The sequence below is a fragment of the Humibacillus xanthopallidus genome (assembly GCF_006716675.1).
GTDB classification, from domain to species: domain Bacteria; phylum Actinomycetota; class Actinomycetes; order Actinomycetales; family Dermatophilaceae; genus Humibacillus; species Humibacillus xanthopallidus_B.
This window is the reverse complement of sequence record NZ_VFPM01000001.1, coordinates 1,275,266-1,289,493: the sequence shown is the minus strand read 5'-3', so window position 1 is coordinate 1,289,493 and position 14,228 is coordinate 1,275,266. Positions and strand designations below refer to the sequence as shown.

Sequence of the window (14,228 nt, the reverse complement as noted above, 5' to 3'; positions counted from 1 at the left end):
CGTGTGCCTGCGGGGCGAGCGGTCAGTGCCCGGTGGCCAGCGTGCTCACCTCGTCGTCCGCGACGTCGTCGGCCCCCTGCGCCTCGGCGCCCGGCTTCGGGCCGAGGTCGACCGGCGGGAGGAACAGTGACGCGATGAACGCCAGCACGAGGACGCCGGCGGCCACGAGGAAGACGACCGACATGGCGTCGGAGAAGCCCACGAGGAACGGCTTGGCGAGTGTCGGGTCGAGCTGGTTGATGAACGAGCTGTCCGACAGGGCTGCCCCACCGATGCCGCCACCGGCGCCACCCGACTGCTGGGCTGCCTGGAGCTGCTCGGCGAACGCCTTGTTCGTGGCCGGGTCGCCTCCCGTCGGGTTGCGCAGCGCCGCCTGGAAGGCGGGACTCGGGGCGATCGCCGCGAAGGCCTCGGTGATCTTCGTGCCCGCCTGCGAGAACAGGATCGAGAGGAACACTGCGGTGCCGAGCGTGCCACCGATCTGCCGGGTGAAGGTCGCGGACGAGGTGGCGACGCCCATGTCGCGACGGTCGACGGCGTTCTGCACGGCGAGGGTGAGCGGCTGGAAGTTGAAGCCGAGACCGATACCGAAGAAGAACATCACGATCATGACCTTCCACAGCGGGGTGTCGGCGGCGACGTAGTGGAAGGCGAAGAGGGACACGACGAGCAGCGCCGACCCGATGATGGGGAAGGAGCGGTAGCGCCCCGTGCGCGAGATCAGCTGGCCGGAGAAGATCGAGCCGGCCATGATGCCGAGCGTCATCGGCAGCAGCTGGAGGCCGGCCTCCATGGGGCTCGACCCCTTGACGATCTGCAGGTAGAGCGGGAGCGCGGCGAGACCGCCGAACATGCCCATGCCGATGAAGACCGAGCTGATCGAGGCCGAGGCGATGGTGCGGTTGCGGAAGAGGCGCAGCGGCAGCAGCGCCTCCTCGGCCATCGCGCGCTCGATGAGGATGAAGGCGACGAAACCCGCGGCGCCGATGACGTAGCAGGTGATGGAGGTCGGGGAGCTCCAGCCCCACTGGCGCCCCTGCTCGGCCACGATGAGCAGCGGCACGAGCGCGATCGTGAGGGTGAGTGCACCCCAGTAGTCGACACGGTGGTCGAGCCGCGTGTGCTTGAGGTGGAGGGTGCGGCTCACGACGATGAGCGCCGCGATGGCGATCGGCACGTTGACGAGGAAGACCCAGCGCCAGCCGGTGATGCCGAGGATGGTCTCCTGGCCGGAGAGGATGCCGCCGATGACGGGACCGATGACGCTCGAGGTGCCGAAGACGGCGAGGAAGTAGCCCTGGTACTTCGCGCGCTCACGCGGCTGCACGATGTCGCCGATGATCGCGAGGGCGAGCGAGAAGAGGCCGCCGGCGCCGATGCCCTGCACTGCGCGGAAGGCCGCGAGCGACGGGATGGACCACGACAGGGTGCACAGCATCGAGCCGATGGTGAAGACCGAGATGGCGAAGATGAAGAGCTTCTTGCGGCCGTAGATGTCGCCGAGCTTGCCGTAGAGCGGCGTCGTGATCGTGCTCGTGATGAGGTAGGCCGTCGTGACCCACGCCTGCCCGGCGAGGTCGTTGAGGTCGTCCGCGATGACCCGCATCGCGCTGGCGACGATCGTCTGGTCGAGGGCCGCGAGGAACATCCCCATCATGAGGCCGACGAGGATCGTCACGATCTCCTTGTGGGAGAGCGCACTCGGGGTCGAGAGCCGCAGCGGGCCGTCTGTCGGTTCGTCCATGTCACTTCTCCTGGGTGGGCTGGAAGGGGAGGATGGGAAGGGCTTCGCCGCGGGCCCTCAGGTGCGCGTCGAGTGCGTCCCCGAGGGAGCGCAGCTGCCCGGTGAAGGTGGCGGCGGCGGTGCCGTCCCAGTCGGCGAGCAGCCCCTGGAACCACCGGGCGCGCGTCGACTGGATGAGGGTGAGCACGGAGCGGCCCTCGTCGGTGAGCGAGGCGACCTGCGCCCGCCCGTCGGAGGGGTCGGCCTCCTTGGCCACGAGACCATGGCTCGCGAGGGCGCTGACCTGTCGACTCACGGTCGACACGTCGCTGTGCAGGCTGGTCGCGATGTCGGAGACGCGAACCGGGCCTGCGCCCGCGATGACGAACAGCACGGGGTATGCCGTCACGTCGACTCCCTCGTGCACCCGCGGCGCCGTGTGGCGGGCCGCGAGAAGCAGCTTCTGCACCCGAAGCAGGGACAGGAAGACGTCGTTCGCCTCCTGCTCGCTGACGGCCATGACGTGCCTCTCCTCAGATTGTTTGCTTGCAGCATGCAAGTATCAGTCGAGGGATGGGGTTCGTCAAGGCGCGCTCCGTCGAGGCTGCCGGGGCCGCGTCCGGAGTGCCGTCGTGGGAGCCGGTCGCGTCGGCGTCCGGTTTGTGCTTGTGTGAGCCTGTAGTGCGGGGGGAGTGGGATGATGGCGCCTCCATGCGCGGCAGCCGCCGCCCCCAGGATGCAGGTGCAGGACCACAGAGGAGCCCCATGTCGAGCGAGAACCCGTCACCGCAGCCCATCGATGCGACGATCCACGACGTGTTCCAGCAGCTGTCGGCGCTCATCTATGCAGGGGCGGACTCGGGCTCGATCCACCAGGCCATCGTCGATGCCGCCAAGCGCCTCGTCGACGGTTGCGACCGTGCCTCCCTGCTCGTGAAGACGCGCGACCGCTTCGCCACGGCCGCGAGCACCGATGACGTGGCCCGCCGGATCGACCAGATCGAGCTCGAGGTCGGCCAGGGTCCGTGCGTCGACGCCATCCTCGACGAGGCCTACCAGCACGATCCCGACCTCACCGATGCCCGCACGCCCTGGCCGCGCTTCACCGAGCGCATCGTGGCCGAGACGCCGGTGCGCTCCGCGATCGGCTACCGCCTGCTCCTCGACGGCGACAAGGTGGGCGCGCTGAACCTCTTCTCCGACACCCCCAACGGGCTGACGACGAAGTCGGCCGATGTCGGCGCCGTCATCGCGTCGTTCGCCTCGGTCGCCCTCATGGCGATCCGGGCCCGCGAGGAGGCCGCGACCCTGCGTCAGGGCCTCCAGAGCAACCGCGAGATCGGCAAGGCGGTCGGGCTGCTCATGTCGGCGCACCACATCAACGGCCAGGAGGCCTTCGACCTGCTGCGCCGCACGTCGCAGGAGCTCAACATGAAGCTCACGCACGTGGCCGCGCAGGTCGTCGAGGGTCAGGAGAGCCAGTACCGCGCGACGGGCTCGTCCGCACCCTCCTGAGCCCTCGTCAACCCTGCTGACCTGTCGCGACGACCTCGCAGTCGTCGCGACAGGTCGCGAGGTCACGGAGCTGGCTCGCCCGCGGGTGCGATGCTCAGGCCGACTGGATGCCCTCGGCGTCCAGCGTCGTGCGCAGCGTGTCGAGCGTGCGGCGCAGCAGCCTGCTGACCTGCATCGCCGACAGGCCCATCGACTGGGCGATCTCGGCCTGCGTGAGGTCGTTGGTGAAGCGCAGCTCGACGATGCGCTGGTCGCGAGCGGGCAGGCGCTCGAGAGCCGTGCGCACGACGATGCCCTCGTCGAGCGCGGGGTCGGAGCTGCCGCGCCCGTTGCTGTCGAAGAGGTCGAGCACCGGGCGGGTGCCGTCAGCCGTCGTCGCGTCGAGCGACGCCGGTCGGAGATTGCTCGCGGCCACCTGGGCTTCGCGCACCGACTCGGTCGTGAGCTCGAGCTCGTGCGCGATCTCGTCAGCAGCCGGGTCGTGCCCGAGCTCCTGCTCGAGGCGCGACCTGGCGTCGGTGACGAGCTGGCGCCGCTCCTGCAGCTCCCGCGGCGGACGGACGAGCCACCCGTGGTCACGGAAGTGCCGGCGCAGCTCACCGGTGATCGTCGGCGTCGCGTAGGCGCCGAACTCCGTCGGCTTCTCGAGGTCGAAGCGCTGGATGGCCTTGAGCAGCGCCAGGAAGGCGACCTGCTCGAGGTCCTCGCGGTCCAGTCCCTTGCCCGAGTAGCGGTGGGCGAGAGAGCGCGCGAGCGGCATGTGGATGAGGGTCACCTTCTCCAGTGCCGCGGTGCGTTCGGTCTTGCTCTCGGCTGTGCGGATCTGTGAGATGAGGTCTCGAGTCAGCGCATCCCTGCGCGGACCCGACAGGATGTCGGTCATGGGTCCTCCGGGTTATCCCCCGATACGGCGCTGGCTTGACCGACACCTCGACGCTATGCCGCTGGGCAGTGAATAGCAAGGCAGCAGGGGTTCCCATTGGGACACGAATTGGTGTATAAAGACCGGTTGCTCGCCGGGCGCCGCCGGCGCGATGGCCGGCGTCAGTGCGTGACGACGAGCGCGTCGAGGACGCGACGCGCGATCTCCTCGTCACCGGTGACGGTGTAGTGGATCTCGTCGGTCGAGCGCCGCCCCGCGGCCCGGCGGGTCAGGGCGTCGGTCGTCAGCTTGATCGACGTGACGTCGAGCTGCTCCTCGCCGTCGGGGCGGTGGTGGCCGCTGAAAAGTGCTTCGCCGTAAGGGCGCTCGTCCTCGCCAGTGATGACGCGAGCCCCCTCGCGGGCGACGACGGGCCCGGTCACGTCGATGACGACGGCGTGCCCTGCGCCGATGCCGGCGACCCTCGAGACGATGCGGGGCAGGGCCCGCAGGACGGCCTCGGTGAAGACCGCCGCGGCCGGGGTGTCGAGGTCGCCGGGGCGGTCGAGGGCGTTGCGGATGTCCTGCTCGTGGCACCACGTGTCGATGATGCGCATCCGCAGGAGGTGGCCGAGGGTCGTGTCGGGGCCGAGTGGCCCCCCGACGACGGTGTCGAGGTCGGCCGGCGACTCGCGCAACGACTCGATGCGCTCCGGGTGGAAGTCCGCGAGCTCGGCCACGACCTCACGTCCGGTGCGCGATCGGCGGGCCTCGACCTCACGCTCGATCTCACGCCCGGCGGGGTGGCGCAGGTGCGGGTAGTCGGGAACGTCGACCTTCTCCGCGCGAATGCCGGCGAAGGACTTCTCGACACCGACGACGTGCGAGATCTGGTCCTTCACCGTCCAGCCGGGGCAATGGGTGGGACGGTCGAAGTCCTCGTCCCGGCAGCCGAAGCCCAGGTCGATGACGGACTGGACCGTCTGGTCGAGGGCGTCGATGAGACCGTTGCGGTCGTCAGGGGCGGCCGGATGCATGGGCATGCAGCAACACTACTTACCCTTGACCCATGTCGTCCGTGCCGCGAGCCATCCCGTCCGCGGAGCGCCGGACCTCTCTCGCGATCGGGGTCACGGTCGCCGTCGTCTGCGCCGGGCTGGTGGCCAGCCTGGTGGCGGCCCGGTTCTCCGGGGCGGTCGCCGCCCCGCCTGCGGGCATCACCGACGCCGGACCGGTCGTGCGTGCCGCGCTGCCGCTCGTCCGGGTCGTCGGCGACGTCGCGGCCGCCCTGACGCTCGGCGTGCTGCTCCTCGCCGCGACGATGATCCCGGGTGCCACGCGCGCGGCGAGTGCCGAGCCGGGTGAGCCGCGGCGCGCCCTCGCGCTCAAGGTCGCGACGGCGTCGGCGTTCACGTGGGCCCTCGCCGCGGCCGTCGGCATCGTGCTGACCTTCGCCGACGCCGCCGGTATGCCGCTCAGCGAGCCCACGTTCGGCGCGCAGCTCGTCGACTCGGTGTGGTCCATCGACACGCTGCGCGTCAACCTGCTCTCCGCCGTCGCCGCCTTCGTCGTCGCCAGCTGGGCCGCACTCGCGACGAGCCGCGCCGCCACGGTGGCCCTCACCGTCATCGCGCTCTTCGGAGTGCTCGTGCTGGCCCCGGCAGGACACGCGGGCGGATCGTCCGACCACGAGACTGCCGTCAACGCGCTCGGAGCCCACCTCGTCGGGGTGTCGCTGTGGCTCGGGGGGCTGCTCGGCCTCGTCGTGCTGCGCCGCGCGCTCGGAGACTCGCTCGGGGTCGTCGCACGCCGCTATTCGACCCTGGCCCTCTGGTGCTTCGTCATCGTCGGCGTCTCGGGTGTCATGTCGGCCTCGACCCGCCTCTCGGGCTGGCAGGACCTCACGACCGACTACGGGCTGCTCGTCGTCGCCAAGGTGCTCGCCTTCGTCGCCCTCGGGGCTGCCGGCTGGTGGCACCGGCGGGCGATGCTCGACCGCATCGACGCCGGGGGCCGGCGGGCCTTTGCGCGCCTGGCGGCGGGCGAGACCGTTGTCATGGGTGTCGCCGTCGGCATCGCGACGGCGCTCGCCCGCACCGCCCCACCCGTGCCGGAGGTCGAGAGCGACCCCTCGCCGGCGCTCGCCCTCACCGGCTTCCCCGCCCCGTCTGCGCCGACGGCGATGTCGTGGCTGACAGCCTGGCGGGTCGAGTGGCTCTTCCTCGCCGTCGGCCTGCTCGCCATCGGGCTCTACCTCGCGGGGGTCATCCGCCTGCGCCGCCGGGGCGACGCGTGGCCGGTGCTGCGCACCGTCACCTGGGTGCTCGGGTGGCTGCTGTTCATCTACGCGACCAACGGCGTGCTCGGCATCTACGGCCGGGTCGCCTTCTCCTGGCACATGACCCTGCACATGATCGAGGCCATGGTCGTGCCGATCTTCCTCGTGCTCGGCGCTCCCGTGACGCTTGCGTTGCGCACGCTCCGGCCGCGGCACGACGGCACGCTCGGCCCGCGCGAGCTCGTCCTCGGAGCGGTCCACTCTCGGGTCATGGTGGTGCTGGGCAACCCGATCTTCGCTGCGGCGTTCTTCTTCATGAGCCTCGTGGCCTTCTACTGGACGGGCCTGTTCGAGCTCGCCCTGTCGACGCACACCGGGCACCTGCTCATGACGGCGCACTTCATGATCACCGGCTACCTCTTCGCCTGGGTGCTCATCGGCGTCGACCCGGGCCCCAAGCGGTGGAGCCCGGCGCTGCGGCTCATCGTGCTCTTCGCGACGATCGCCTTCCACGCCTTCTTCGGGGTCGCCATGATCACGGGCACGGCGCTGCTCGGCGGCGACTTCTTCCCGACGATCGCGATCCCGTGGGTGCCCGACCTCCTCGCCGACCAGCGCTTCGGCGGCGGCGTCGCCTGGGCGATCGGCGAGTTCCCGTCGCTCGTGCTCGCGCTCATCGTCGCGGTGCAGTGGTTCCGCACCGACAGCGCCGAGTCGGTGCGAGCCGACCGCAAGGCCGACCGGGACGGCGATGCGGAGCTCGCGGCATACAACGCCCGGCTCGCCCAGCTCGCCGACCGCGACCAGCGCACCAAGGCCTGACACCACCACCCCTCGAGTGGCCCCTCCGCCACAGTCGAGTGCTCACTTTCCACCAGTCGAGTGCTCACTTCTCGGACGGAGAACCACGTCGGGAATTGGGCACTCGACCCAGCGACCAGTCGAGTGCTCACTTTCCCGACGGAGAACCACGTCGGGAAATGGGCACTCGACTCATCCGACGCGTCGCGTGCCCACGTGCCCACCGTGAAAGAAGCGCCTACTACGGACGGTAGTATGGCCGTGGAGGTGACGACGTGACGCGCAGGCTGCCGACGCCGCAGTGCCCGATCCGGGTGGGCGAGCCCTGCACGTTGTGCTTCCCCGGAGCCACCGGCCCGCAGGACTGCGGACTCGTCTACCTCGTCGAGAGCGACGACGAGATGCGCGAGCTGCTCGCCGAGAAGCGCCGTGAGGTCCTCACGACTCGGAAGGCCGTACGCGCGGCGTCCTGACTCGTGTGACAGTGGTGCCATGAAGGTGGCCCTGATCCAGCTCGCCTATGGCGACGACGAGTCCGTCGCCGACCGCACCCGCCGCGCGGCCGACCTCGTGCGCGCCCAGTCCGGCCACGACCTCGTCGTGCTGCCGGAGCTCTGGGCCCCCGGCGGCTTCGACTACCGCCGGTGGGACGAGCGCGCCGAGCCCGTCGACGGTCCGGTCGCCAGCGCACTCGCAGCCGCGGCGCGTGACGCCGGCGTCACCCTGCACGCGGGGTCGATCATCGAGAGCGGCGAGCCGCTCGAGCCGGGCGACAAGGGGCTGTGGAACACCAGCCTCGTCTTCTCCCCGGCCGGCGAGCTCGTCGCGACCTACCGCAAGATCCACCGCTTCGGCTTCGGCGAGGGCGAGCCGCTGCTCATCGACGCCGGTGCCGACCTCGCCGTCCTCGACGTGCCCGTGGCGGGTGGCGCGCCCGTCACGGTCGGCCTGTCCACGTGCTACGACCTGCGCTTCCCCGAGCTCTACCGCAGGCTCGTCGACGCCGGCGCCGAGGTGCTCGTCGTCCCAGCGGCCTGGCCGATGGCCCGCATCGAGCACTGGTCGCTCCTCGGGCGCGCTCGCGCGATCGAGGACCAGTGCGTCGTGCTCCAGTGCAACACCGCCGGCACCCACGCCCGTCACGAGATGGGCGGCCACTCCCAGGTCGTCGACGCCACCGGGAAGGTTCTGGCCGCCGCCGGCGCTGACGAGCAGGTGCTGAGCATCGACATCGACACCGCAGCCATCGCGACGTGGCGCAAGACCTTCCCCGTCCTCGCCGACCGGCGGCTGCCATGACCGCACCCGGCGCCGCTCCCGAGACCCTCCGCTCCCGAGTGCGCGTGCGCGCGCCGGAGCTCACGGGCCGGGGCTGGCTCAACACCGGCGGCCGCTCACTCGACCTCGCCGACCTGCGCGGGCGGGTCGTCGTCATCGACTTCTGGACCTTCTGCTGCGTCAACTGCCTCCACGTCCTCGACGAGCTGCGGCCCGTCGAGGCGCGCTTCCCCGACGCGCTGACGATCGTCGGGGTGCACTCCCCGAAGTTCGAGCACGAGGCCGACCCCGACGCCCTCGCCGCGGCCGTCGAGCGGTATGCCGTCCACCACCCCGTGCTCGACGACCCCGAGCTGACGACGTGGCGGGCCTACACCGCCCGCGCCTGGCCGACGCTCGTCGTCGTCGACCCCGAGGGCTACGTCGTCGCCTCGATGTCGGGGGAAGGACACGGGCCCGGGCTCGCCGCCCTCGTCGCCGAGCTCATCGAGGAGCACGCCGCCAAGGGCACGCTCCAGCCGGGTGACGACCCCTACGTGCCGCCGCCGGCGGCCGACACCGCGCTGCGCTTCCCGGGCAAGGCCGCCGCGCTGCCGGACGGCTCCGTCATCGTCTCCGACACCGCGAACCACCAGGTCGTCCACCTCGAGTCGGACCTCGAGACCGAGCGCGCGCGCTGGGGTGGTCGGGGTGACCTCACCGAGCCCCAAGGCGTGCTGCTCGCGACGCCCGAGGTTGCCGATCGCCTGGGGGTCGACCTCCTCGCGGCCGACTCGGTGCATCATCAGCTCAAGGGAATCCGCTTCTCCGACGGCTCGATTCACGTCCTCGCCGGCACGGGCGTGCAGCTGCGCGAGCGCACCGGCGGAGGGCCCGCCCTTGAGCAGGCGCTGTCGACACCGTGGGACCTCGCGTGGTTCGAGGGCCGTGTCGTCATCGCCATGGCCGGCACGCACCAGCTCTGGGCCTGGACGCCCGGCGACACCATCGCAGCCGGCACCGTCGAGGTGCTCGCCGGCACGACGAACGAGGGTCTGCGCGACGGGCCGGTCTTGGACGCGTGGTTCGCCCAGCCGTCCGGCCTCGCGACCTCGGCCGACGGCACCCGGCTCTGGGTCGCCGACTCAGAGACCTCAGCCCTGCGATCGATCCGTCGAGACGACGACGGCGCGCTCGTCGTCGAGTCCCACGTCGGCACAGGCCTGTTCGACTTCGGCCACCGCGATGGTGACGCGGGCCAGGCGCTGCTCCAACACCCCCTCGGGGTCACCGTCCTTCCCGACGGGTCGGTCGCAGTGAGCGACACCTACAACGGCGCGATGCGGCGCTACGACCCCGCCAGCGGTCAGGTCACGACGCTGGCCCAGGGCCTGGCCGAGCCGAGCGGCGCCGTCGTCGAGACCGACGCCGACACGGCCGAGACGAGGCTGGTCGTCGTCGAGTCCGCAGCCCACCGGCTCACCCGCGTCGCCCTGCCCGAGGACGCCCAGCGCGTCGACGGCCCGGCGCGGCGCACCCAGCGTCTCGAGACGCCGTTGCCCACCGGGGCGGTCGAGCTCGAGGTCACCTTCGTGCCTCCGCCCGGCCAGAAGCTCGACGACCGGTGGGGCGACCCGACGATGCTCGACGTCTCGGCCAGCCCGCCCGAGCTGCTCGTCGCGGGAGGCGGCAGGTCGCGCGGCCTGCGCCGGTCGCTGACCCTGGCACCCGGAATACCGGCGGGGACGTTGCACGTGTCGGTGCAGGCGGCCGCCTGCGACGGCGACCCCGACACGGGCGAGGTGCCCGAGCATGCTGCCTGCCATCTCTTTCAGCAGGACTGGGGGATCCCTGTCATCATCGACGAATCGGCAGATGCCACAATGGTGCTCGATCTCAGGGGAGTCTGAGGGCCTCGTGGCCCTCGGCTGGAAGTCAGGTGGAGCTCGTGGCGCAGCAGTCGACCGGTGTCGTGCGACAGGTGATCTCCCTCGTCTGCGGGGTGCTCGCAGTGGTGCTCATGCCGCTCTCGCTCGTCGCGGTCTGGGCGTCCCTCATGCTGACCCGCACCACCGTCTTCGTCGACGAGCTGAGCCCGGTCGTCCGGCAGCCCCAGGTGCAGGAGGCGCTTGCCGACGGCATCGTCACCTCTGTGCTCGGAGCGGTGCAGCTGCAGCCGGCGGTCGAGCAGGTGCTCGAGGGCCCGCTCCGCCAGGTGGCCACGACCGTCGTCGCCGACCCTCGCGTCGCGACGGCCTGGACGGCCGCGCTGCGCAACACGCACCGGCAGTTCGTCGGAGTGCTCGAAGGGCGCGCCGACACCGGCCTCGACAGCCAGGGCCGGGTGACGATGCTCGTGCCGATCGAGCTGCCCGAGCTCGAGCAGACGTTGTCGCAGGTCGGCGTCACGGACCCGGCCGCGCTGCGCCCCACGGTCGAGATCCCGCTCGTCGCCGCGTCCGACCTCGGCACCGCCAAGCGGGTGTATGCCGTCGCCCACGCCTGGGGTGTCTGGGCGCCCGTGCTCGTCGTCGCCCTCGCGCTCCTCGCGGTCGCTCTCGCGAGACGGCGCCGCCCCGCGCTCGGATGGATCGCCTTCGGCTGGCTGCTCGGCGGCGTGACACTGGCGCTGGCCCTCATGCTCGGCCGCACCCCCACCATCGACCTCGTGCCGGACCCGGTCGTGCGCACGCTCGCCGACGCGGCATACGGCCTCTCGGCGACCTGGCTCTACGGCGCGGCAGCGGTGGCGGTGGGGGTCTCGGTCGTGCTGCTCATCGGCGTCGCGCTGTCAGGTCGCTCACGGCGCCGCTGACCAAGGGGCCGCGCCTCGGGGTATGAGGAGGCGGAGCACGCGCAGTGGCGTGCCATGAGCCAAGGAGACGTCATGGGCATCGGACTCGGGATCTTCCTGCTCGTCGTCGGTGCGATCTTCTACTTCACACCGCTCGACAGCAACCTGCTGAACACCAACCTCAACACGGTGGGGATCATCCTCATGATCGCCGGGGCGCTCGCCATCGTGCTGGCCCTCATCATGAACGCGCAGCGCACCCGGACTCAGCACACGATGGTGACCGAGCGTCGTGGGACGCCCGACGTCGTCGAGCGCCGCGTCGACGGCGACGAGGTCGTCGAGCGTCGGGTCGAGCGCACCGACGGCACGTACTGAGGTCGCAGAACCCGTCGCCACCCGGCACGACTCAGCACCACCGAGAAACACACCGAGCAGTCGTCAGACCCACGAGGTACGCCGCGTGGACCTGGCGACTGCTCGGTGCGTTCCGGTCTCTCGTGGGCGTGAGTGGGCGTGAGTGGGCGAACTCATCCCGCGGCCCCGCACGGAGTGCTTGCATGAAGGTGTGAGCCAAGCCCCCGCACGCTCCGCTGCCGGCATCGCCGCGGCCACCCCGGCCGACCGCGACCGCTGGGTCGACACGCTCCGGGTGGGCTCGCTGCTCGTCGTCATCCTCGGGCACTGGCTCATGGTCGTGCTGACCGACGACCTCGAGATCACCAACGCCCTCGCGATCGTGCCCGCGCTGCAGCCGCTGACCTGGGTGCTCCAGGTCATGCCGCTCTTCTTCCTCGTCGGCGGGGTGGCCCATGCGCACACCCTCGAGTCGCTCGACCGGCGCTGGCCCCCGGGCCCGGGGCGGTATGCCGCGTTCTTCCACCGTCGGGCCGTGCGCCTCCTGCGCCCCACCCTCGCGTTCCTCGCCGTGTGGCTGCTCCTCGGCGTCGTGGCCGACCTGTCGGGACTGACGTCCCGCCCCGATGCGGTCGGCCGGCTGGCCCGCGATGCGCTCGTCATGGTGCCGCAGCTGCTGTGGTTCGTCGGCATCTACCTCGGAGCGTGCGCCTTCGCCCCGCTGATGCGTGATCTGCACCAGCGGTGGGGCCTTCGGGTCGTCGGGGTGCTCGTGGCGCTCGCGGTCGCCGTTGACGTCGTGCGGTTCAGCGGGGGCCCGGAGCTCGTCGGCAACCTCAACTTCGCCCTCGTGTGGCTGGCGCTGCACCAGCTCGGATTCGCTTGGCGCGACGGCCTGCTCACGACGGGCCGGGGCTGGGCCATGGCGGTCGTCGGGTACGGCGCGATGCTCCTCGCCGTGACCGTCGGGCCCTACCCGACCTCGATGGTCGGGCTGCCCGGCGAGGAGATCTCCAACATGGCGCCCCCGACCGCGGCTCTGCTCGCCCAGGGCATCGGCATCTGCGGGCTTGCCGTCGTGCTGCGACCCGTCATGGAGCGGCCCCTCTCGCGGGCTCGCGTGTGGGCGGCCGTGGTGCTCGTCTCGCCCTTCGCCATGACGGCCTTCCTCTGGCACCTGACAGCCCTCATGACGGTCCTCGTGACGGCTCGCGCCCTCGGCATCGAGCAGCCACCGGTGAACTCGCCCCTGTGGTGGCTGACCCGCCCGGTGCTCTTCGCGGTGCTCGCTCTCGTGACGGCGGCGTTCGTCCTCGTCTTCGTGCGCTTCGACCGCGCGGCCCCGGGCGGGGCGGGCGCGGCGGACAGGAAGGGCGAGGCGGCGGATGCACCCGACCAGCGGCGCTGGGTCGACCCCGTGACCGCGGTGTCTGCCGCCGTGCTCTTCTTCGGCATCCTCATCGTGTCGATCGTCGGCGTCGACGTGCTCGGCAACCGGGCGGTCTTCTTCCTCGTCGGCGACGTGACCCCTGCGGTGGGCTTCGCGGTGCTGGGTGTGGGGCTCGCCCTGCTCCAGGCGCCGGAGCTCGTCAGACGACCCAACCGCGCTTGACGGCGAGCACTCCGGCCTCGAACCGGCTCTCCGCGTGCAAGGCGGACAGGGCTGCGGAGACGAGACGGCGCACCGTGCGCACCGAGACGTTGAGGCGTCGGGCGATCGCCTCGTCCTTCTGGCCCTGGGCCAGCAGAGCCACGACCTGACGCACGCGAGCGTCCGAGAACTCGCCCTCGGGGGCCCCGGCCGTGTCCGGGACCAGCGGGATCGCAGCCTGCCAGATCTCGTCGAAGAGGGCGGCCGTCGGGGCGACGAGGTCGCAGCCGTGCACGACGAGTGCCCCCGACGACTCGTCGCGCGGCAGGATCGCCACGTCGCCGTCGACGATGACCATGCGGTGCGGGGGCGCCGGATGCGAGCGTGCCTGGACCCCGAGGACGACCTGCCGGGCGAGGTGGTCACGCCAGTGCGGGGTATCGAGGGAGGCGTCGGTGACGACGACGCGCAGCGGGATGCCGCGGGCGAGCAGCTCGTCGTCGAGTCTGGCCGAGGGTGCGATGGCCGCCGGCGGCAGGGCGTGGCCGGGCAGCATGAAGGACACGCGCTCGTGCGCCCCCTGAGTGAGCTGGAAGAGGCGCGAGGTCACGACACGCGGGTCGTCGATGACCTCGACGCGGCCCTGGGTGTCGGTCTGGGTGCGGCTCGTGACGAAGGACTCCACCAAGGCCGTCAGGTCCTCACGGGCCTCGCTCACCTGACGCTGGCGTTCGGCGAGGCGCGCCTCCTCCCGGCCGATGAGCACCGCGATCGCCTGCTCCGGGGGGATGGCCTGGAAGGGACGGGTCCCCGCGCCGACCTCCACCAGCATGAGGTCGGCGAGAAGGTCGAGCTCGGCCTTGACCTGTGGCACCGAGATGCCAACGATCCGGGCGATCTCCGTGGTGTCGGCGGAGGGCCGCTCGAGCATGGACCTGTACACCGACTCGGTCACGGACTGGATCCCGAAGACCTCAAGCATGCCTACCCCTTAGCAGCTGCTCCTGGCACGATCGGCACGACTCTAGTCACGTTCACCGTGCGGGTCGC

General features: G+C 71.2%; 13 protein-coding genes. 8 read left to right on the top strand and 5 right to left on the bottom strand.

Annotation, left to right across the window (positions count from 1 at the left end; genetic code table 11):
* Nucleotides 1-22: 22 nt before the first annotated feature.
* Together FBY41_RS05535 and FBY41_RS05530 are read right to left on the bottom strand one after the other, a co-directional pair.
* Nucleotides 23-1,744, bottom strand: a complete 1,722-nt coding sequence (locus FBY41_RS05535; RefSeq protein ID WP_141842337.1) for an MDR family MFS transporter — start codon at nucleotides 1,742-1,744, stop codon at nucleotides 23-25.
* 1 nt (nucleotide 1,745) lies between these two features.
* Nucleotides 1,746-2,243: a MarR family winged helix-turn-helix transcriptional regulator gene (locus tag FBY41_RS05530; protein WP_141842336.1), complete on the bottom strand. Its 498-nt coding sequence runs from the start codon at nucleotides 2,241-2,243 to the stop codon at nucleotides 1,746-1,748.
* A gap of 245 nt (nucleotides 2,244-2,488) precedes the next feature.
* Between FBY41_RS05530 and FBY41_RS05525 the strand changes: the two genes are divergently transcribed.
* Nucleotides 2,489-3,238 carry an ANTAR domain-containing protein gene (locus FBY41_RS05525; RefSeq protein ID WP_141842335.1) on the top strand — a complete coding sequence of 250 codons (750 nt, stop codon included), beginning with the start codon at nucleotides 2,489-2,491 and terminating at the stop codon, nucleotides 3,236-3,238.
* Between the two features lie 94 nt (nucleotides 3,239-3,332).
* Here the strand turns inward: FBY41_RS05525 and FBY41_RS05520 are convergent, their stop codons facing one another.
* Nucleotides 3,333-4,121 carry a sigma-70 family RNA polymerase sigma factor gene (locus tag FBY41_RS05520; RefSeq protein ID WP_141842334.1) on the bottom strand — a complete coding sequence of 263 codons (789 nt, stop codon included), beginning with the start codon at nucleotides 4,119-4,121 and terminating at the stop codon, nucleotides 3,333-3,335.
* Between the two features lie 161 nt (nucleotides 4,122-4,282).
* The gene (locus tag FBY41_RS05515) at nucleotides 4,283-5,143 is read right to left on the bottom strand and encodes a maleylpyruvate isomerase family mycothiol-dependent enzyme (RefSeq protein ID WP_260439574.1); all 861 of its coding nucleotides are present in this window, start codon (nucleotides 5,141-5,143) and stop codon (nucleotides 4,283-4,285) included.
* 26 nt (nucleotides 5,144-5,169) lie between these two features.
* On the opposite strand from FBY41_RS05515, the gene FBY41_RS05510 reads away from it, so the two are divergent.
* The 7 genes from FBY41_RS05510 to FBY41_RS05480 all read left to right on the top strand — a co-directional run bounded on the left by FBY41_RS05510 (nucleotide 5,170) and on the right by FBY41_RS05480 (nucleotide 13,199).
* Nucleotides 5,170-7,200 (top strand): bifunctional copper resistance protein CopD/cytochrome c oxidase assembly protein, encoded by a 2,031-nt coding sequence (locus tag FBY41_RS05510; RefSeq protein WP_141842333.1) that lies wholly within the window; start codon nucleotides 5,170-5,172, stop codon nucleotides 7,198-7,200.
* A gap of 254 nt (nucleotides 7,201-7,454) precedes the next feature.
* Nucleotides 7,455-7,652, top strand: a complete 198-nt coding sequence (locus FBY41_RS05505) for a DUF6767 domain-containing protein (protein ID WP_141842332.1) — start codon at nucleotides 7,455-7,457, stop codon at nucleotides 7,650-7,652.
* A 19-nt stretch (nucleotides 7,653-7,671) separates the two neighbouring features.
* Complete coding sequence (locus FBY41_RS05500) at nucleotides 7,672-8,478, top strand: carbon-nitrogen family hydrolase (protein WP_141842331.1); 807 nt, start codon at nucleotides 7,672-7,674, stop codon at nucleotides 8,476-8,478.
* A complete protein-coding gene (locus tag FBY41_RS05495; protein ID WP_141842330.1) occupies nucleotides 8,475-10,346 on the top strand; it encodes an NHL domain-containing thioredoxin family protein in 1,872 nt (623 codons plus the stop codon). Before FBY41_RS05500 ends, FBY41_RS05495 begins: the two co-directional genes overlap by 4 nt.
* 38 nt (nucleotides 10,347-10,384) lie before the next feature.
* Nucleotides 10,385-11,251 (top strand): hypothetical protein, encoded by an 867-nt coding sequence (locus tag FBY41_RS05490; protein ID WP_141842329.1) that lies wholly within the window; start codon nucleotides 10,385-10,387, stop codon nucleotides 11,249-11,251.
* 72 nt (nucleotides 11,252-11,323) lie between these two features.
* Nucleotides 11,324-11,608: a DUF6458 family protein gene (locus FBY41_RS05485; protein ID WP_141842328.1), complete on the top strand. Its 285-nt coding sequence runs from the start codon at nucleotides 11,324-11,326 to the stop codon at nucleotides 11,606-11,608.
* A gap of 190 nt (nucleotides 11,609-11,798) precedes the next feature.
* Nucleotides 11,799-13,199: an acyltransferase family protein gene (locus FBY41_RS05480; protein WP_260439573.1), complete on the top strand. Its 1,401-nt coding sequence runs from the start codon at nucleotides 11,799-11,801 to the stop codon at nucleotides 13,197-13,199.
* Here FBY41_RS05480 and FBY41_RS05475 read toward each other — a convergent pair.
* Nucleotides 13,177-14,160 carry a helix-turn-helix transcriptional regulator gene (locus tag FBY41_RS05475; protein WP_141842326.1) on the bottom strand — a complete coding sequence of 328 codons (984 nt, stop codon included), beginning with the start codon at nucleotides 14,158-14,160 and terminating at the stop codon, nucleotides 13,177-13,179. The genes FBY41_RS05480 and FBY41_RS05475 overlap by 23 nt on opposite strands.
* Between the last annotated feature and the right edge of the window lie 68 nt (nucleotides 14,161-14,228).